Below are 18,073 nucleotides of genomic sequence, written 5' to 3'. Positions count from 1 at the left end.
CGCTTATGCCTCGCCCTTGTCCGCGCCGGCGATGGTGCCGTCGATGGTGTGTTCAAGACCGAGTTCCGGGATCGAGATCACGGCCTGAACCGGGAAATTTTTGCCGGCGGTGTCGTGTTCGCGCATGGCTTTCTCGATGGCCTGCTGCGAGGTCACGCCGACCTGCTTGAGAAACTTGCGCATCGACATGTTGAAGTCTTCGCTCATGGGGTGGCTCCTGTGCTTGGGGGCGGCCTAGTGGTCGCGCCGTTTGGAGAGGTAATCGTCGGTGGTGCGGGGCCGGGGACGTTCGCCGCCCGTCATCGGGTTGTTCGTGCTGTGATACTGCGCATTGATGCGGCAATCATCGCACATCTGGATCATCCGCAGCTTGGCCTCGTCGGCGAACATGGAATGGCTGCGCAGCTTGTCGGTGATCCGCTCGACGGTGGATTTCACGCCGAAGAGGCTGCCGCATTCCACGCAGGCAAAGGGTTCTTCCTCGTTCAGCACACGCTGGCTCAGCGCCGTCTCGGTCAGGTCGAGCCGCGGCGCGAGGGTGATGGCATCCTCGGGGCAGACATTGGCGCAGAGGCCGCATTGCAGGCAAGCGTCCTCCTGAAAGCGCAGCTGCGGCAGGTCCGGGTTGTCGCCAAGCGCCCCCGAGGGGCAGAGCGAGACGCAGGAGAGGCAGAGCGTGCAAGCGTTCTTGTCCACCAGCACCGCGCCGTAGGGGGCACCGGCGGGCAGGTCCAGCACCTCCGCCTCGGGGTTCAGCGCGCGCGCGGATTGGCGGGCGATCTGGCGGCGGCTGCCCATGGGGCGCACGGGCTGGGCGACGGGGGCAGGGGCCGCGCCATCGTAGAGGATATCGGTCAGCGCATCGGGGTCGGGCGTGTCGATCAGGGACATGCGCGCCTCGCCCGCGATGGCGCGGGCCAGCGCGGTCTGGGTCTCGATGGCGTCGCGGTCGGCCTTGGGGCCGAGGAGCAGGGAGACATGGGCGAAACCGGCAGCCAGCGCGGCCAGCGCCTCGGCATGACCGAAGGCGGCGAGGGCGTCGAGTTCCATCGGCACCACGTCCGCCGGCAGCCCGCGGCCGTGGCGCGCGGCGAGGCGGATCATCTCGGCGCCGTGGGCATCGTGGACTAGCAGGCGCGGTGCTTCGCCGCCCGCTTCGAGATAGGCGCGCGCCAGCGTCTGGACCCGGCGCATGGTGAAATCCACCGGCGGCGCATCATAGCTGATCGCGCCCGAGGGGCAGGCCGATGAACAGGCGCCGCAGCCCGCGCAGATCATCGGATCGACGGTGATGTGATCGCCGTTGGGGGTGATCGCGCCGGTGGGGCAGAGATCGAGGCAGGCGGTGCAGCCGGTCTGCCCGGCGCGGGAATGGGCGCAGAGCAGCGGCTCGGTGCGGACATAGAGCGGCTGCTCGAAGGTGCCGGTGAGATGCGAGGCCGCCAGAATGGCGGCGGCCACGCCCGCCGGATGGCCCGGATCGGCGCGCAGGTAGCCTTCGCGTTTTTCGTGCGCGGGGAAGAGCGGCGTCTCGCCGCGCAGGTCGAGGATGATGTCGCATTGGCTGCGCGCGCCGTCGCGCGGCGCGGTCCAGGTCAGCGGGCCACGGCCGCGCGGGTCGACCTGCCGGAGCGCGTCGATCACCACCTCGAACTGACCAAGTGCGCCCTTGGCGCGACGCAGCTTGCCGGAGATCAGGTCGAAATCGCGGACCTCGGGCAGGTTGTCCTCGGCCTCGGTCACCGCGTCGTCTATCAACAGCGTGACGCTGAGGTGGTCCTTCAGCTGCGCCGCCGCTTCCAGAGCCGCCGGACCGCGCCCGACGATCAGACAAAGCCCTTCGGAGGCGACGTCGATGGTTTTTTCAGCCGGAACGTCCAACAGCGCTTCCGTCGCGAGGGCGGACATTTTGGGTAGTTTGCCCCGGGGGTCATCGGACCATCCGGCCCGGTCGCGCAGGTCCAGAAGGGGGGCAGGCGGCAGGCCCAATTCCTCCGCCAATTCGGTAAAGACCCGCTCCTCTTGGGTGCAGCATAAAATGGCATCCCCGGCGGTGAGCGCATTGGCCGCACGGTCGATCTGGGTGGTGCAGAGGGCCGAACAGGGGGGGGTGACCGCCAAACCTGTACGTTCGGCCAATGCATCGGAATCGATACGCTGCGACCCTGCGCAATCGCATGTTATCAATGTCTTGGCCATGAATTTTCCCTTGTTTCGCACGTCAATCCGCGGCCTCTCCGGCGACGGCTGAGGCCCCAAGCTAGACGGGATTTGCCACCTCCTACAACCGGAATTCGCCGCGCGACCGCGTCGCGACAGGGGCGATCGGCGGGGCGGCGCGGCTCCTTGCCGCCCGGGTGATTCGATATCGGCGATTTGCCGGTTTTCCGATCAAAATACTCAAGTTAGACAAATAGGCCGAGGCGCCATTGACGGGCAGAACCGGCGGGCCATCTTGTCTCGAAAGCCGGGTTTTTCGGGCCTCGGCGCGGATTAGCGCTTCCCCCGGACCGGGCTTTCCGGCGAAGGTCTTCGAAACGGAGGAGCGACTTGATTCACAACCCGACAATGTATCGGACGATGCCCTTGGGCATTGTGCTGCGGCGCGCGCCGGGGGTGACCCGTTGGGCCAAGTGGAGCTGGAAAGCGACCGCCGTGCTGCCCGGTGCCGGGGAGGCGGATTGGCGTGAGCTGCGCCGCGAAGGTGAGATCGTCGAATACCACGCCGCGACCCTCAAGCTTGAACTGCACGGGGCCGAGACCGAGGCCTATGTGCACGGGCTGGGCGCGGATGTGCCATGTGTCTATGTCGTCATGCGCCCCATTCCCGGCGCGACAGACCGTCCCTTCAAACTCGCGCTGGTTACCGCTTCGCCCTATGAGGCGCAGGACTATTGCGACAGCGCCGAAGAGGTCGTGGAAAAGGTCGCGATGACGCCGGGGCTGATCGCATGGGTGCAGGAATTCGTCGAAGAGTTCCATCAAGAGGAAGCCTTCGTCAAACGCCGCCGGGATCGTCTGCGCACCGATCGAAAGCAAGACGGTATCGGCGACCCGCGCATCGAAAAGCCCGCTGACATCTACGCCTCGCCCGCGTTGAAACGAAAGCGTCTGGCATGAGCGGTTTCTGGCAAAAGCGCCGCGCCGCCGTCGCCGCCGAGGCGGAGGCAGAAGCGCGGCTTCACGAAGCCCGCGCAGCCGCCGCCGAAGAGGCCGCGCTGGCCGAGCGCAGCGATGATGATCTCTTGGCCGAGTTCGACCTGCCCGCGCCTGAGGATCTGGTGAGCGGCGAACAGCTGCGCGCCTTTCTCAAGGCGCAACTGCCGCAACGGCTCAAGACCCGCGCGCTGCGCAGCTTTTGGAAAACCAATCCGGTGCTCGCCTGCCTCGACGGGTTGAACGACTATGACGACGATTACACAGCGGCAGCCACCGCTGGAAAGCCGGTCAACACGATCTACAAAGTGGGCCGGGGCATGGTCGCTAAGGTCGAAGAGGTGCTGACCGCCGAAGCTGACGCGCCGGAAAAGGCTGTTGAGGCAGAAGCGCCCGCGCTGGCGCCGACCCATGATGTCGTCGTGCCGGGCCCGCGGCGCACCGAAACGGCTCTGGCTCAAGACGCGCCTTACGAGGCGCAGACGGTGACCCCCGAAGAAGACGCCGAGGCGCAGCCTGCGCCGACCCACCGCCGCATGCGGTTTCACTTCGCCAGCGATCTGGCACAGGACATGGAAGGTAGCAGCGCATGACCCAATTGGCCGCGACGCCCCTGCCCGAAGAAGACCGCCTGCGCGCGGACCTCTACAACTTCATGGGGCTTATCCTTTCCGGCCCGCCGGATCAGATCCTGCTGGATCAATGTGCCGCCCTGTCGGGCGACGACAGCGAATTGGGGCAGGGGTTCAAAGCGCTCTCCAAACTGGCGGGCAAGACCAAACCCGCGGGGGCCGAGAGCGAGTTTAACCGACTTTTTATCGGTTTGGGCCGGGGCGAACTGTTGCCCTATGCCAGCTTCTACCTCACTGGCTTTCTCAACGAAAAGCCGCTGGCCGCACTGCGCCAAGACATGGTCGCACGCGGCTTGGAGCGGGCGTCGAATGTGTTCGAGCCCGAAGACAACATCGCCTCATTGATGGAGATGATGGGCGCGATGATCGCAGGCCGTTTCTCGGCCCCCGCCACGGTGGCACAGCAAAAGACATTCTTTAACCGGCATATCGCCCCTTGGGCCGGGCATTTCTTTGCCGACCTCGAAGGCGCGAAAAACTCGGTCTTCTACGCCCCGGTGGGCAAGATCGGCCGCGCCTTCATGCAGATTGAGGCCGAAGCCTTCCGGCTGAGCAAAGACGACTAGACCAAGCGGGATGAGACAGGCGGGGCCGCGCGCCCCTGAACAAGAGACGTAACAGGAGAGAGAAGATGACACGCAAGCCAGAGGGAACCACCGACACAGCCGTTCGCAAGGATCGGCGCGACTTCCTGAAATTCGCGGGCAGCGCCGCGCCTTTGGCCGCCGTCGCCGTGGCCACCACCGGGACCGAGGCCGAAGCGGCCAAGGCGCCCGACCTGTCGTCGGACCGTATCCAAGACACCGAACACACGCGCGCCTATTACGCCGCTGCGCGGTTCTGACCAGATAACCGGGGCGCGGCCCCGAAAATTGGCAGGGCGACAACGCCCGCCGTTCAATAGCCACCTCAGGCGGGGCCAGCCCGCGCATAGGGAGTGAAGATATGTTGAGGAAAAAGACCAATGGGGTCGCGCGGTCTGCGCAGCGGACAGGCATCATGTCCGATGTGGCGCGCAGCGGTATTGACCGGCGCGCGTTCCTGCGCGGCTCGGGACTTGCCATCGGTGGGCTTGCCGCAATCGCGGGCACCGCGGGCAGCGTGCAACAGGCCAGCGCCGCCACCGCCGCCGTCAGCGGCAAGATGGAAGTCAAGAAATCCGTCTGCACCCATTGCTCGGTCGGTTGTACCGTCATCGCCGAAGTGTCGGACGGTGTTTGGCTGGGTCAGGAACCCGGTTGGGACAGCCCCTTCAACCTCGGCGCGCATTGCGCCAAGGGCGCCTCGGTCCGTGAGCACGCCCATGGCGAACGCCGCCTGAAGTACCCGATGAAGAAGGTCGGTGGCGAATGGCAGCGGATCTCTTGGGATCAGGCGATCAATGAGATCGGCGACAAGATGCTGTCGATCCGTGACACCTCTGGCCCGGATTCTGTCTACTGGCTCGGTTCGGCGAAACACTCTAACGAACAGGCCTATCTGTTCCGCAAGTTCGCGGCCTACTGGGGCACCAACAACGTCGACCACCAGGCGCGGATTTGCCACTCCACCACCGTGGCGGGCGTGGCGAACACGTGGGGCTACGGCGCCATGACCAACAGCTACAACGACATCCACAAGTCGCGTGCGATCTTCATCATCGGCGGCAACCCAGCCGAGGCGCACCCGGTCTCGCTCCAGCACGTGCTGAAGGCGAAGGAAGAAAACAACGCGCCGCTCATCGTCTGCGACCCGCGTTTCACCCGCACCGCCGCCCATGCCGACGAATATGTGCGCATGCGTCCCGGTTCGGACGTGGCGCTGGTCTGGGGCATCCTCTACCACATCTTCGAGAACGGCTGGGAGGATGAGGAATTCATCCGTACCCGCGTTTGGGGCATGGATGAGATCCGCAAGGAAGTCGCCAACTGGACGCCCGATGAGGTCGAGCGCGTCACCGGCGTGCCGGGCTCCCAGCTTGAGCGCGTCGCGCGCACGCTGGCCAACCACCGTCCCGGCACCGTGATCTGGTGCATGGGCGGCACGCAGCACACCAACGGCAACAACAACACCCGCGCCTACTGCATCCTGCAGCTGGCCCTTGGCAACATGGGCACTGCGGGCGGCGGCACCAACATCTTCCGCGGCCACGACAACGTGCAGGGTGCCACCGACCTTGGCGTTCTGGCCGATACGCTGCCGGGCTACTACGGTCTGTCCGATGGCTCTTGGGCGCATTGGGCGCGCGTTTGGGGTGAGGATCTTGAATGGATCCAGAGCCGTTTCGCCGCTTGGACCGATGGCGCAGGCGAAGAGCAGCGCATGATCAACCTCACCGGCATCCCGGTGTCGCGTTGGATCGACGGCGTGCTTGAGGATCGTGAGAACCTCGAACAGCCCGACAACACCAAAGCGATGGTGCTCTGGGGCCACGCGCCGAACTCGCAAACCCGTCAGGGCGAGATGAAGACGGCGATGGAGAAACTCGACCTCTTGGTTGTGGTCGACCCATACCCCACCGTTTCCGCCGTTCTGCATGACCGGACCGAAGACACCTATCTGCTTCCGGCATGTACGCAGTTTGAAACCTCTGGCTCGGTCACAGCATCGAACCGCTCGCTCCAGTGGCGCGAAAAGGTCGTGGAGCCCCTGTTTGAGAGCCTGCCCGACCACACGATCCTCTATAAGTTCGCCAAGAAGTTCGGCTTTGAAGATCGCATGTTCCGCAACATCGAGGTGAATGGTGAAGAGCCGCTCATCGAAGACCTGACGCGCGAGTTCAACAAGGGCATGTGGACCATCGGCTACACCGGGCAGTCGCCCGAGCGGATGAAGATGCACATGCAGAACCAGCATACTTTCGACAAAACCACCCTGCGCGCCGTTGGGGGCCCGGCAGATGGTGATTACTACGGTATGCCATGGCCCTGCTGGGGCACGCCCGAAATGAAGCACCCGGGCACGGCGAACCTTTATGACATGTCGCTGCCGGTGGCAGATGGCGGTCTGACCTTCCGCGCCCGTTTCGGCGTGGAACGTGATGGTGAGAACCTTCTGGCCGAGGGCGTCTATTCCAAAGGGTCCGAGATCAAGGATGGCTATCCCGAATTCACCATGCAGATGCTGATGGATCTGGGTTGGGACGGTGACCTGACAGCGGATGAGCGCCGCATCATCGAAGCGGTCGCCGGCTACGAAGCGCCACAAAACGCGGATGACGGGCAAGCAGAAGTCGGCGAAACCTCGCAGCAGGGTGAGATCGATTCCGATTATGTGGCCCAAGTCGGCGGCATCAACTGGAAGACCGACCTGTCGGGCGGCATCCAGCGGGTGGCGATCAAACACGGCTGTGCCCCCTTCGGCAACGCCAAGGCGCGCTGCGTGGTCTGGACCTTCCCCGATCCGGTGCCGAAACACCGCGAGCCGCTTTATTCCAACCGGCGTGATCTGGTGGCGGATTATCCGACCTATGACGACAAGACCTTCTGGCGGGTGCCGACGCTCTATGCGTCGATCCAAAAGAACGACTTCTCGCAGGAATTCCCGATCATCCTCACCTCCGGCCGTCTGGTCGAATATGAGGGCGGCGGGGATGAGACCCGGTCGAACCCATGGCTGGCCGAGCTGCAACAGAACATGTTCATCGAGATCAACACCCGTGACGCCAACAACCTCGGTGTCCGCGACGGGTCCGATGTCTGGGTCGAAGGCCCGGAGGGCGGCAAGATCAAGGTGATGGCCTTGGTCACCGAACGAGTGGGCGAGGGCGTGGCCTTCATGCCCTTCCACTTCGGCGGGCACATGGGCGGCGTCAGCCTGCGGGACAAATACCCCGACGGGGCCGACCCGATCGTGCTGGGCGAAAGCACCAACACCGTGCAGACCTACGGCTACGATTCAGTCACACAAATGCAGGAGACCAAAGCGACTCTCTGCAAGATCATGCCAGCGTAAGGAGACAAGAGAATGGCAAGAGCAAAGTTTCTCTGCGATGCCGAGCGCTGCATTGAATGCAACGCATGTGTCACGGCTTGTAAGAACGAACACGAGGTGCCTTGGGGCATCAACCGCCGCCGCGTGGTGACCATTCAGGACGGCCAGCCGGGCGAACGCTCGATTTCGGTCGCCTGCATGCACTGTTCGGACGCGCCCTGCATGGCGGTCTGCCCGGTGGATTGTTTCTACCAGACCGACGACGGCATCGTGCTGCACTCCAAAGACCTCTGCATCGGCTGCGGCTACTGCTTCTACGCCTGCCCCTTCGGCGCGCCGCAGTATCCGCAGGCCGGCAACTTCGGCAGCCGTGGCAAGATGGACAAATGTACCTTCTGCGCCGGCGGCCCCGAAGAGAACCACTCCCAAGCCGAGTTCCAGAAGTACGGTCGCAACCGGATCGCGGAAGGCAAACTGCCGATCTGCGCCGAGATGTGCTCGACCAAGGCGCTGCTGGCCGGTGACGGGGACATGGTCTCGGACATCTACCGCGAGCGCGTGGTCGCACGCGGCTTCGGCTCCGGCGCTTGGGGCTGGGGCACGGCTTACGAGCAAAAGGGCCAGTAACGGCTTTCGGGGGCGGCCTGATCGGGCCGTCCCTTTTCTCCATATCTGTCTAGCCGGGGGATTTCCCATGCTGCGCCACCTGATGGCTCTTTTCATTCTCGCCTTGGCCGCGCTGCCGGTCAGCGTCACGGCGCAGGACGTGCGCCTGCCCGAGAACGCGACCCCCTCGGCCATCGACCGCGCCAGCACCGGCGGCGCGCAGAACTTGGCCGATATCGAACGGCGTCAGAACGGCGCAGAGATCGACGATGGGTTCAGGCGCAACAATCTGGGCGGCGATGCGGCCACGGTGCCAAGCCTTGGCCCGCTCGGCGGACGCTCCGACCCCGACCTTTGGCGCGGCATCCGCTATAACGAATTGCCCGTGCGCGTGAGTACGATGAACAAGACGGGCCGCGTCCTTGTTCAAGACAACGGGATGTGGTGGCAGCAATTCCGCGAAGGCCCACTGGCGACCTATGGCGCTTGGCTGCTCGCCGGGACGCTGGCCGTTCTGCTGCTCTTTTACCTTTTGCGGGGCCGGATCCGCATCGAGGGCGGCAAGGTCGGGCGCACCGTCACCCGCTTCAAAGCCATTGAGCGTTTTGCGCATTGGATGCTGGCGGGGTCTTTCATCCTGCTCGCGCTGACGGGCTTGGCCACGCTCTTTGGCCGCAAGGTCGTCATCCCTCTGCTGGGGCATGAGTTCAACTCGACCCTGTTGACCGGCTCGAAGTTCATCCACAACAACGTTTCATGGGCCTTTATGATCGCGCTTGTCATGGTCTTCGTCATGTGGATTTGGCACAATATCCCGAACAAGACCGATTGGGTCTGGGTCAAACAGGGCGGCGGTTTCATCGGTGACAAACACCCGCCCGCCAAGAAGTTTAATTTCGGCCAAAAGATCGTCTTTTGGGCCGTGATCCTGCTGGGCTTCTCGGTCTCGCTCTCGGGGCTGTCGCTGCTCTTTCCCTTCGAGATCCAGCTTTTCGGTCATACGTTCAACATCATCAACGACATCGGCATGGCCGAGGCCGCAGGCTTTGGTCCGCTTCAGGGCGATCTGACCCCACATGCCGAAATGCAATATGCCCAGTTGTGGCACGCGATCATCGGCTTTTTGATGATGGCCGTGATCTTGGGCCACATCTATATCGGGACACTCGGTATGGAGGGCGCCTTTGACGCCATGGGCAATGGCGAGGTGGATGAGCGGTGGGCCGAACAACACCACTCGCTTTGGCTCGATGAGGTCAAACAAGACAAACGGACCCCCGCAGAATGACGGGCGGCGGCGTTCAAATCAAAGGAGTCGCGCGATGAAAGCCATGTTGGCAGGGTTTCTGGGCGTCGCGGTGATCGGCGTCGTGGCCTATTTCGGGCTGCATGAGATAGGCTTTTCCTCCGCCGAGGTCTATTCTGGTGAAAACGTCCGGCTGGACTGACACCAAAGAGGCATATCATGGCGGCAGGCGATGAATACGGCGGCACGCTCGAAGGCGCGTCGATCCTTGTGATCGACGATGAACCGGGGATGCGCCATTTCCTCACCAAGATATTGGAGCCGCGCGTCAAACGCGTGGCCCAAGCGGCTTCTCCTGCGGAGGCCACCAAGCTCTTGGACGAGGCGCATTTCGATGTGGTCGTGCTGGACAATGTCATGCCCGGCAAGACCGGTCTGGAATGGGTCGTCGAACAGCGCCGCAAGGGGTTCTACGCCGACACGGTCCTGATCACGGCCTATGCAGATCTTGAAACTGCCATTGCCGCGCTGCGGGCAGGCGTCAGTGATTTCGTGCTGAAACCTTTCCGGGCGAACCAAATCCTCGGCGCGGTGTCGCGCACATTGGACCGCAAGAACCTGCGCCGCGACAACACCCTGCTCAGGCGCGAGTTGCAGGGTGGTGCCGCGGTGCAGATGCTCGGTAAATCCGAGGCGCTGTCGAAAGTGCGCGGCATGCTCAACCGTCTTGCCCCGGTGCCGACGCCGGTGCTCTTCACCGGTCCCAGCGGCACGGGCAAGGAGTTGGCCGCGCGGCAGTTGCACCAAATGTCTGACCGCGCCGATAATCCCTTCGTCGCGGTGAACTGTGCCGCCATCACGCCAGACCGGATCGTGCCCGAACTCTTTGGCGCGGTGGAGGGGAACGAGACCCTGCAACCGGGGCTGTTCCTCCTGGCCGACGGCGGCACGTTGTTTCTGGACGAAGTTGTGCAGATGCCGGAACAGCTACAGGCGGCGCTTTTGCGGGTGTTGGAAGACCAGCGCATCCGGCCCGAGGGGGCGGAGCGGGAGATCCCGCTGAACCTGCGGTTCCTGTTCGCCACCAACGCCGACCTGCCCAAGGCGGTGGAAGAGGGGCGTTTCCGCGCCGACCTCTATCACCGCATGAATGTGGTCGAAGTCGCGATGCCGCCGCTCAAGGACCGGTCTGAGGATATCGTCGAACTGGCGGCGATGTTCATGCAGCAGTTTTCGACCGCGCTCGGCATGCCCGCGCTGCGTTTGGATGCGGAGACTTTGCTGAAATTGCGCCGTTACGACTGGCCGGGGAATGTGCGCGAATTGCGCAACCTGATCGAACGCTCGGTGATCCTCGGCAGCCTGCCCGAAGCCTTTGCGGGCCATGGCGCGGTCGATGGCCCGCGGGCGATCGAAGACCTCGAACTGGTCACGCAGCGCCATATGCTGCACATCCTTGATCTGTCGAACGGCAACCGGGCCGAGGCCGCGCGCCGCTTGGGCGTGTCGCGCAAAACCGTCGACCGTAAGCTCGCCGCTTGGGCTGCCGAAGGGTTGGATATCGAGGCGTTTTGACGGATAAAGCTATGCCAATTGCGCATATCTGTTCCGCATGTGAGGAATCTGCTTCAAATTCGCAGAATATTGTTCCGTCACATACACTGTGACTGGGAGGGTATTCCCGACGGGGCGCTCTCCTAAACCCGTTATTCCATCTGAACCGATCCTGCCCGTCAAACGTTCCTGTTTCAGCGACGGTGTTGAAGCGGGCGGCACCCAGTGACATCTGAAGCGCAAGCGTTAGAGGAGTAAATTCAATGCTGAAACAGATCGTTACCGCCACCGCGCTCGCCGCGGTCACCGGCACCGCAGCCTTTGCCCAAGACAATGACACGCTCCGCGTCGGCATGTCGGGCGGCTATTTCCCCTTCACCTTCGTGAAGCAAGACGTGCTTCAGGGTTTTGAAGTCGATGTCATGAACGCCGTCGGCGAAGAGGCGGGTTTTGAGGTCGAGTTCGAGACCATGGCCTTCTCCGGCCTGATCGGCGCGCTGGACGCAGGCCGCATCGACACGATCGCCAACCAGATCACCATCACGCCCGAGCGTCAGGAAAAATTCGCCTTTACCGCGCCTTATGTCTTTGACGGTGCACAGGTCGTGACCAAAGAGGGCAACGAAGAGATCGGCGGCGTCGAAGACCTGCGCGGCAAAACCGTTGCGGTGAACCTTGGGTCGAACTTCGAGCAGCTATTGAACGAACTCGCCTTCGCGGATGAGATCGAAATCAAGACCTATGAGTCCAACATTGCCCAAGATACCGCGCTTGGCCGGGTCGATGCCTTTGTGATGGACCGGGTTTCTTCGGCGCAGCTTATTCAGGAAAGCCCCCTGCCGCTGCAACTGGCGGGCAAGCCCTTCTCTGAGATCCGCAATGCCCTGCCGTTCCAAGACAACGACGAAGGCCGCGCGCTGCGTGACCGTGTCGACACTGCGCTGGAATCCCTGCGCGAAGACGGTACACTGGCCGAAATCTCGGACAAGTGGTTCGGCACAGACATCACCAAAGCGGAGTAACCCATGCGGGCGCTAGACCTTGACTACATGCTGGGGCTGGTGCCCGTCATATTGGGCTACGTACCGCTGACCTTGTTCATGGCGGTGGCGGGGATGGTGTTCGCACTCATCCTCGCCTCGCTTTTGGCGGTCGAACGGGTTGTGAAAGTGCCCGTGCTCGACTGGTTCGTGATCGTTTTCATCAGCTTCTTCCGCGGCACGCCGCTACTGGTGCAACTGTTCCTCTTTTACTTCGGTCTGCCGCAGGTGCTGTCGTTCCTGACCAATATCAGCGGTGTGACTGCCGCCATCATGGGGCTGACCCTGCATTTTGCCGCCTATATGGCCGAAAGCATCCGCGCCGCGATCATGGGGGTGGACCGCAGCCAATGGGAGGCCGCCCAGTCCATCGGCATGACCCAAGGTCAGATGATGTGGCGGATCATCCTGCCACAGGCCGCCCGGATCGCCGCGCCGACGTTGGTGAATTATTTCATCGACATGATCAAAGGCACCTCGCTCGCCTTTACCCTCGGCGTGACCGAGATGATGGGCGCCGCGCAGAAAGAAGCCGCAGGGAGCTTCCTTTATTTCGAGGCCTATCTAGTGGTGGCCATGATCTATTGGGTCATTGTCGAAGCGCTGAGCCAAGTGCAAAAGCGGCTTGAAACCTATCTGAATAAGGCGTTCGTGCGATGATTGATATCACTGGCCTGACCAAAGATTTCGGCGGCGCGCCGGTTCTGAACGGCATTGATTTGCAGATTGCCGAGGGCGAGCGGGTGGTCGTGATAGGCCCCTCCGGGACCGGCAAGTCGACCCTGTTGCGCTGTCTCAATTTTCTCGACGTGCCGCAAGAGGGGGTCATTCGCATCGGCGATGTGACCGTCGACGCCGCCAAGGCACGCAAGGCGGATATTCTGGCGCTGCGGCGTCGGACGGCGATGGTGTTCCAGAACTACGCGCTTTTCGCCAATAAGACGGCGAAAGAGAACATCATGGAAGCGCTTGTCACGGTGCAGAAACGGCCCAAGGCCGAGGCCGAAGAACGCGCGCTCGCGGTTTTGGCCGAGACCGGCTTGGCCGATAAGGCTGACAGTTTTCCGGCGGCGTTGTCTGGCGGGCAGCAACAGCGTGTTGGCATCGGTCGCGCCATGGCGCTCGGGGCGGAACTGATGTTGTTCGATGAGCCGACCTCGGCACTCGATCCGGAATGGGTGGGGGAGGTGCTCGACCTGATGCGCGCGGTGGCGGAGCGCAAGCAGACCATGCTGATCGTGACCCATGAGATGCAATTCGCGCGCGAGATCGCGGATCGGGTGATCTTCATGGACGGCGGGAAGATTGTTGAGAGCGGTGCGCCGTCAGAGATCTTTGGCGCGCCGAAGGATGCGCGGTTGCAGAAGTTCTTGAAACGGGTTGAGGGGTAGGGTGATTTTGCCACCGGGGCCGGAATCAAGCCGCAGGCGCCGGGCCATCGTCTGGCCGCCCGGACGGGTAGGCGATTTGGTGAGGCTGGGTGCAACCTCGCGAAAGCACATCATGGCTGAGGGATAAAGTGGCAGCGTCTAGCGTTTGATCGCTGACCCGCGGGCAGGCGATTGACCTCGATCTTCTTCCCCAAACGCAAAAAAGGCCCGCCATTTGGCGGGCCTTTCCGTTTAAACCTAACGGCTCAAATCATTCCGCGCAGGCGCGGATTTTCTCGATGTCCGGTCCATTCGGCGTGCGGCCCAGGTTGAACGGCGCCGAAGCGTCACGCCATTTCGCGTAGTCGTTCAGATACTCCAGCTGGCTCAGGTAAACCTTGGCGGAATCGGGGTTCTCGCAGGCGGTCTCCTCGATGGTCTCGTTCGCCATCTCCTGAACCTTGGTCAGCGTCTCGTCATCGTAGCGGTTGATTTCGATGCCCGCGTCGAGGAACTGCTGGTAGGCTTCGGTCGCGCGCTTCTCGGTGAAAGACAGCGACCAAACAAGGTTGGCCTGCGCCGCAATCTCAAGGGCTTCGCGGGTCTCGTCCGACAGGGCGTCCCATGCGCCTTTGTTGATCATCACACCGAAGATCGACGCCGACTGGTGCCAGCCCGGTGTCGCCCAGTATTTGGTGACCTGCTGGAAACCGCCCGAGAAGTCGACGTTCGGGGTCGAGAATTCCGCGCCATCGATCACGCCGCGCTCAAGCGACTGATAGATTTCGCCACCGGCCATGGAGACCTGCGACCCGCCCAGTTTTTCCAACAGACGGCCCTGCTCCAGACCCGACAGACGCAAACGCTTACCCTTGAGGTCCTCCAGCGTGACGATCTGTTCGTTGGTGCGGAAGCCGGATTCGTTGTTGGTCACGCCGTAGGGCAGATAGACCATGCCGAACTTGCCGTAGATCTCGTTATAAAGCTCTTTGCCGCCCCATTGCTCGATCCAGTTGACGTAGTCGACCGCGTTGAACAGGCTCGCCGTGGTCGCCAGCGGCGAGAAGGCAGAGTTGCGGCCCGCCCAGTAACCGGGCCAGTCGGCACCAGCCTGCACGGTGTTGGATTCAACCGCGCCGAACACTTCGCCCGCGGGCACGAGGGAGCCGCCTTCGAAGAATTCGATGGTCAGGTCGTCGCCGGTCAGCTTGTTGGCCAGATCGACGAAATGCTTGTCGATCTCGATCAGTTCCAGCGAAGTGGGCCATGTGGTGGTCATGGTCCAGCTGTCTTGGGCCGCGGCCTGCGTGGCAACGCCCGCGCAGAGTGCCAGACCGGCAAGGGTTGATTTCAATTTCATAATCTCTCTCCTCCGTTGATTATTTTGTATAGAGCGTTTCCGGCAGCCAGGTGACAAGCTGCGGGAACAGGGCGATGGCCACGCACATCATCAGGATCAGACCGATGAAAGGCAGCACGCCGACGATGATATGCGACGTCTTGACCTCACGCGGGGCAATGGCGCGCAGGTAGAAGAGCGCATATCCAAAGGGCGGGGTCAAAAAGGACGTTTGCAGAACCACCGACATCAGGACGACGAACCACAACAGGCTCACGTCCATCTCCTGCACGATCGGCAGGAAGATCGGGAAGGACAGCAGCACGATGCCGGTCCAGTCAAGGAAGGCCCCGAGGATGAAGACGATGAACATCATCATCGCGATCAAGAGCCAAGGCGCCATGTCGAGGTTGCGGATGATCTCCTGCGTCGCGCGCAGACCCCCGGTGATGTTGAACACGCCGGTAAAGGCCGTGGCGCCCACGACGATAAACAGGATCATCGCCGAGGTGCGCCCGGTTTCCAGCATCGCGCCGTAGAAGGATGCCCAGCTGAACTTGCCGCGCATGATGACGATCACCAGTGCCAGCGCCGCGCCGATGGCGGAAGCTTCCGTCGCCGTGGCGATGCCCGCGAGCAGAGAGCCCAAGATGCCGAGTATCAGCACCAGCGGCGGCACGGCTTCGATCAGCAACATGCGCAGGAGGGCGGGTTTCGAGATTTTCTCATCCGGCTCAACGGCGGGGGCCATGTCGGGTCGGACCACAGCGACAACGAAAACCCAGACCGCATAGAGCAGCCCCAGCACCACGCCCGGCACCATGGCGCCCGCGAAAAGCTCTCCCACCGAGAGGGGGGAATAAGAGGCCATGAGGATCAACATGATCGACGGCGGGATCAGAATGCCCAAACAGCCCGAGGCGGCGATGACCCCGGTAGTCAGCGTGGGGCTATAGCCATATTGCAGCATCGGGCGCAGGGCCATCACGCCCATCACGGTGATCGAGGCGCCGATGATACCCGTGGTCGCGGCGAGCAGGATCGAGATGAAAACCACCGCGAGCGCCAGACCGCCGCGGATGTTGGACATCAAAAGCCGCAGTGATTCGAACATCTTATCCGTCACGCCCGAATCGGACAGGAACCTTGCCATCAAGATAAAGAGCGGAATCGCGATCAGCGTGAAGTTGTCTAGCACATCGCCGAAAATCCGGTTAATGACGATGCCTAGCACCATCGGTTTGCCGGCGATGACAGCGCCCAAAACGGCGGTGCCGCCCAGAACGAAGGCCAGCGGGTGGCCCATGAAAAGGCCCAGCAGAAGCAGGCCAAACATGGTGAGTGCAATGAGTTCAGGCGTCACGGGGCAGTTCCTGACGGTTAAGTACGAGTTTCAAGAATTCCGCCACGCCTTGCAGCAGCAAAAGACCGGCAGCGAGGGCCATGGCCATTTTCAGCGGATAGACCGGCAGCTGGACCGAGCCATATGTCGTCTCACCTTGGGCATAGGAGCGCATGGCGAATTCATAAGAGCGGGTGGTGAAGATCCACGCGAAGGGGAAGAAAAAGATCACATAGCCCGCCGCTTCGACCCAACGGCGCAGGTTGGGGCCGAGGGTTTCGGTGATCAGATCGACCCGCACATGGGCCTGATGGCGCAGCGCATAGCCGCCCAGCATCACGAAATAGAAGCCATAAAGTTGTTTCGTGACGTCAAAGGCCCAGCGGGTCGGGTCATTCAGCGCATAGCGCATGAAGACGTCATAGATGATGATTGCGGCGAAAATGACGGCGACGACCGACACGATGCGCCCGACGAATTCGTTCATCTGGTCGATGAATTTTATCAAGATCTGAGCCCTCCCTGGCAGCTCGCACATTATTGGCCTTTCTGCCGAAAACAAGGCAAAAGACCATTAATAATGCTGCTTTAAGTAGCACTACGTATGCGGCTTGGGGCGGGATTGTCCAGAAGGTGAGATTTCAATTTGCCTAAGCCATGGACATTTTCGAAAAGCGACGATTATCTGCTGCGCATGGCCCTCCGCGTCGACGTCGGGGGAGGCTAAGCAAATATCCGTTTGGGAGGAAAAACATGGATCGTCGTTCATTTATCCGCAAGGCAGGTGTGATGGGGGCAGGTGCCGCCGCCACGACACTTGCAGCGCCCGCTATTGCGCAGGGCAACATCACATGGCGCATGGTTACCACATGGCCCAAGAACTTCCCCGGTCTGGGTGTCGGCGCGCAGCGTCTGGCCGACCGGATCACCGCTGCCTCGGGTGGCGAGCTGACCATTCAGGTCTTCTCGGCTGGTGAGATGGTGCCCCCGCTGCAATCGCTCGACGCCGTGATCGACGGCACCGCTGAGATGAGCCACGGCGCCGCCTACTACTGGCAGAACAAATCCCCCGCGCTGTCCTTCTTCACCGGCGTTCCTTACGGCATGACCACGCCGGAACTGACGGCATGGATGCGCTACATGGGCGGTCAGGAGATCTGGGACGAGATCTATGACCAGTTCGGCGTCCAGGGCTTCCTGTCGGGCAACACCGGCACGCAGACCGGCGGCTGGTTCCGCGATGAGCTGAAGAGCCTCGACGACGTCAAAGGCGTGCGCTTCCGGACGCCGGGCCTCGGTGGCCGCGTGTGGGAGAAACTGGGCGCGACCGTGACCAACATGGCCGCGGGCGAGATCTTCCAAGCGCTTCAGTCAGGCACGCTCGACGCTGCGGAATTCGTCGGCCCCTACAACGATCTGGCGCTCGGTTTCCATCAAGTGGCCAAGAACTACTACATGCCGTCCTTCGTGGAATCGGGTCTGGCGACCGAGCTTGTCGTCGACAAGAAGAAGTATCAGGAACTGCCCGAGAACCTGCAGGCGATCATCCGTGACGTCAGCCAAGCGGAATACGATCAGGTAGCTGCGGACTTCTACGCCAACGACCCGCGCGCGCTGAAGACCCTGCAGGAAGAGCATGGCGTGACCGTGCGCAACTTCCCCGACGACATCATGGAAGCCGGTGCCAAGGCCTCGGTTGAAGTGGTCGAAGAACTGCGCAACAGCGACGACCCGCTGGTCAAGAAGACCGCCGAAAGCTTTGTCGAAGCGCTGAACCTCGTCCGTACCCGGACCGAGAACATCGACAGCCCCTATGTGCAGGCGCGTCAGAAGTTCCTGAAGTACTGAGCTTCGCGCTGAATGTGATTGGAAAGGC

General features: G+C 62.2%; 18 protein-coding genes. 13 read left to right on the top strand and 5 right to left on the bottom strand.

Features of this window, described 5'->3' with window-relative positions:
* Window positions 1–3 precede the first annotated feature (3 nt).
* Together ACGYK9_RS14810 and ACGYK9_RS14805 are read right to left on the bottom strand one after the other, a co-directional pair.
* A complete protein-coding gene (locus ACGYK9_RS14810; protein ID WP_394411758.1) occupies window positions 4–207 on the bottom strand; it encodes a DUF6494 family protein in 204 nt (67 codons plus the stop codon).
* A 27-nt stretch (window positions 208–234) separates the two neighbouring features.
* Window positions 235–2,199 carry a 4Fe-4S binding protein gene (locus tag ACGYK9_RS14805; RefSeq protein WP_394411761.1) on the bottom strand — a complete coding sequence of 655 codons (1,965 nt, stop codon included), beginning with the start codon at window positions 2,197–2,199 and terminating at the stop codon, window positions 235–237.
* A gap of 381 nt (window positions 2,200–2,580) precedes the next feature.
* Here ACGYK9_RS14805 and ACGYK9_RS14800 point away from each other — a divergent pair, with 381 nt between their 5' ends.
* The 12 genes from ACGYK9_RS14800 to ACGYK9_RS14745 all read left to right on the top strand — a co-directional run bounded on the left by ACGYK9_RS14800 (window position 2,581) and on the right by ACGYK9_RS14745 (window position 13,537).
* The gene (locus ACGYK9_RS14800) at window positions 2,581–3,120 is read left to right on the top strand and encodes a DUF3305 domain-containing protein (protein WP_394411873.1); all 540 of its coding nucleotides are present in this window, start codon (window positions 2,581–2,583) and stop codon (window positions 3,118–3,120) included.
* Entirely contained in the window at window positions 3,117–3,749 is a 633-nt protein-coding gene (locus tag ACGYK9_RS14795; protein ID WP_394411764.1) for a DUF3306 domain-containing protein, read from the top strand. Before ACGYK9_RS14800 ends, ACGYK9_RS14795 begins: the two co-directional genes overlap by 4 nt.
* Window positions 3,746–4,354: a molecular chaperone gene (locus ACGYK9_RS14790; RefSeq protein ID WP_394411767.1), complete on the top strand. Its 609-nt coding sequence runs from the start codon at window positions 3,746–3,748 to the stop codon at window positions 4,352–4,354. Before ACGYK9_RS14795 ends, ACGYK9_RS14790 begins: the two co-directional genes overlap by 4 nt.
* 65 nt (window positions 4,355–4,419) lie before the next feature.
* Window positions 4,420–4,632 (top strand): twin-arginine translocation pathway signal protein, encoded by a 213-nt coding sequence (locus ACGYK9_RS14785; RefSeq protein ID WP_394411770.1) that lies wholly within the window; start codon window positions 4,420–4,422, stop codon window positions 4,630–4,632.
* Window positions 4,633–4,733: 101 nt separating this feature from the next.
* A complete protein-coding gene (locus tag ACGYK9_RS14780) occupies window positions 4,734–7,721 on the top strand; it encodes a formate dehydrogenase subunit alpha (protein WP_394411773.1) in 2,988 nt (995 codons plus the stop codon).
* 12 nt (window positions 7,722–7,733) lie between these two features.
* Window positions 7,734–8,327, top strand: a complete 594-nt coding sequence (fdh3B, locus tag ACGYK9_RS14775; protein WP_067266580.1) for a formate dehydrogenase FDH3 subunit beta — start codon at window positions 7,734–7,736, stop codon at window positions 8,325–8,327.
* Between the two features lie 67 nt (window positions 8,328–8,394).
* Window positions 8,395–9,594 carry a formate dehydrogenase subunit gamma gene (locus ACGYK9_RS14770; RefSeq protein WP_394411776.1) on the top strand — a complete coding sequence of 400 codons (1,200 nt, stop codon included), beginning with the start codon at window positions 8,395–8,397 and terminating at the stop codon, window positions 9,592–9,594.
* A 34-nt stretch (window positions 9,595–9,628) separates the two neighbouring features.
* A complete protein-coding gene (locus ACGYK9_RS14765; protein WP_259950196.1) occupies window positions 9,629–9,754 on the top strand; it encodes a hypothetical protein in 126 nt (41 codons plus the stop codon).
* A gap of 17 nt (window positions 9,755–9,771) precedes the next feature.
* Window positions 9,772–11,127, top strand: a complete 1,356-nt coding sequence (locus ACGYK9_RS14760; protein ID WP_394411779.1) for a sigma-54-dependent transcriptional regulator — start codon at window positions 9,772–9,774, stop codon at window positions 11,125–11,127.
* Window positions 11,128–11,369: 242 nt separating this feature from the next.
* A complete protein-coding gene (locus tag ACGYK9_RS14755; protein WP_067266585.1) occupies window positions 11,370–12,128 on the top strand; it encodes an amino acid ABC transporter substrate-binding protein in 759 nt (252 codons plus the stop codon).
* A gap of 3 nt (window positions 12,129–12,131) precedes the next feature.
* On the top strand, window positions 12,132–12,806 hold the full coding sequence (locus tag ACGYK9_RS14750; protein ID WP_322329781.1) for an amino acid ABC transporter permease: 675 nt from the start codon (window positions 12,132–12,134) through the stop codon (window positions 12,804–12,806).
* Entirely contained in the window at window positions 12,803–13,537 is a 735-nt protein-coding gene (locus ACGYK9_RS14745) for an amino acid ABC transporter ATP-binding protein (protein WP_394411783.1), read from the top strand. Before ACGYK9_RS14750 ends, ACGYK9_RS14745 begins: the two co-directional genes overlap by 4 nt.
* 250 nt (window positions 13,538–13,787) lie before the next feature.
* On the opposite strand, the gene dctP is transcribed toward ACGYK9_RS14745, so the two are convergent.
* Genes dctP through ACGYK9_RS14730 form a run of 3 tightly spaced genes read right to left on the bottom strand, consistent with a single transcriptional unit; the run spans window position 13,788 to window position 16,708 of the window.
* A complete protein-coding gene (gene dctP, locus ACGYK9_RS14740; RefSeq protein WP_067266589.1) occupies window positions 13,788–14,876 on the bottom strand; it encodes a TRAP transporter substrate-binding protein DctP in 1,089 nt (362 codons plus the stop codon).
* 19 nt (window positions 14,877–14,895) lie between these two features.
* On the bottom strand, window positions 14,896–16,191 hold the full coding sequence (locus ACGYK9_RS14735; protein WP_394411876.1) for a TRAP transporter large permease subunit: 1,296 nt from the start codon (window positions 16,189–16,191) through the stop codon (window positions 14,896–14,898).
* 16 nt (window positions 16,192–16,207) lie between these two features.
* Window positions 16,208–16,708 (bottom strand): TRAP transporter small permease subunit, encoded by a 501-nt coding sequence (locus ACGYK9_RS14730; protein ID WP_348540721.1) that lies wholly within the window; start codon window positions 16,706–16,708, stop codon window positions 16,208–16,210.
* A gap of 242 nt (window positions 16,709–16,950) precedes the next feature.
* Between ACGYK9_RS14730 and ACGYK9_RS14725 the strand changes: the two genes are divergently transcribed.
* Window positions 16,951–18,045 carry a TRAP transporter substrate-binding protein gene (locus ACGYK9_RS14725; protein ID WP_271690295.1) on the top strand — a complete coding sequence of 365 codons (1,095 nt, stop codon included), beginning with the start codon at window positions 16,951–16,953 and terminating at the stop codon, window positions 18,043–18,045.
* The last annotated feature ends 28 nt before the right edge of the window (window positions 18,046–18,073 follow it).

This window comes from Sulfitobacter sp. 1A15258 (assembly GCF_043557045.1).
Classification (GTDB): Bacteria; Pseudomonadota; Alphaproteobacteria; order Rhodobacterales; family Rhodobacteraceae; genus Sulfitobacter; species Sulfitobacter faviae.
This window is presented reverse-complemented; position numbering and strand designations above follow the sequence as displayed.

Coding starts and splice junctions, on each gene's coding strand:
- ACGYK9_RS14810 (WP_394411758.1), bottom strand. CDS start 207: ATGAGCGAAGACTTCAACATGTCGATGCGCAAGTTTCTCAAGCAGGTC.
- ACGYK9_RS14805 (WP_394411761.1), bottom strand. CDS start 2,199: ATGGCCAAGACATTGATAACATGCGATTGCGCAGGGTCGCAGCGTATC.
- ACGYK9_RS14800 (WP_394411873.1), top strand. CDS start 2,581: ATGCCCTTGGGCATTGTGCTGCGGCGCGCGCCGGGGGTGACCCGTTGG.
- ACGYK9_RS14795 (WP_394411764.1), top strand. CDS start 3,117: ATGAGCGGTTTCTGGCAAAAGCGCCGCGCCGCCGTCGCCGCCGAGGCG.
- ACGYK9_RS14790 (WP_394411767.1), top strand. CDS start 3,746: ATGACCCAATTGGCCGCGACGCCCCTGCCCGAAGAAGACCGCCTGCGC.
- ACGYK9_RS14785 (WP_394411770.1), top strand. CDS start 4,420: ATGACACGCAAGCCAGAGGGAACCACCGACACAGCCGTTCGCAAGGAT.
- ACGYK9_RS14780 (WP_394411773.1), top strand. CDS start 4,734: ATGTTGAGGAAAAAGACCAATGGGGTCGCGCGGTCTGCGCAGCGGACA.
- fdh3B (WP_067266580.1), top strand. CDS start 7,734: ATGGCAAGAGCAAAGTTTCTCTGCGATGCCGAGCGCTGCATTGAATGC.
- ACGYK9_RS14770 (WP_394411776.1), top strand. CDS start 8,395: ATGCTGCGCCACCTGATGGCTCTTTTCATTCTCGCCTTGGCCGCGCTG.
- ACGYK9_RS14765 (WP_259950196.1), top strand. CDS start 9,629: ATGAAAGCCATGTTGGCAGGGTTTCTGGGCGTCGCGGTGATCGGCGTC.
- ACGYK9_RS14760 (WP_394411779.1), top strand. CDS start 9,772: ATGGCGGCAGGCGATGAATACGGCGGCACGCTCGAAGGCGCGTCGATC.
- ACGYK9_RS14755 (WP_067266585.1), top strand. CDS start 11,370: ATGCTGAAACAGATCGTTACCGCCACCGCGCTCGCCGCGGTCACCGGC.
- ACGYK9_RS14750 (WP_322329781.1), top strand. CDS start 12,132: ATGCGGGCGCTAGACCTTGACTACATGCTGGGGCTGGTGCCCGTCATA.
- ACGYK9_RS14745 (WP_394411783.1), top strand. CDS start 12,803: ATGATTGATATCACTGGCCTGACCAAAGATTTCGGCGGCGCGCCGGTT.
- dctP (WP_067266589.1), bottom strand. CDS start 14,876: ATGAAATTGAAATCAACCCTTGCCGGTCTGGCACTCTGCGCGGGCGTT.
- ACGYK9_RS14735 (WP_394411876.1), bottom strand. CDS start 16,191: ATGTTTGGCCTGCTTCTGCTGGGCCTTTTCATGGGCCACCCGCTGGCC.
- ACGYK9_RS14725 (WP_271690295.1), top strand. CDS start 16,951: ATGGATCGTCGTTCATTTATCCGCAAGGCAGGTGTGATGGGGGCAGGT.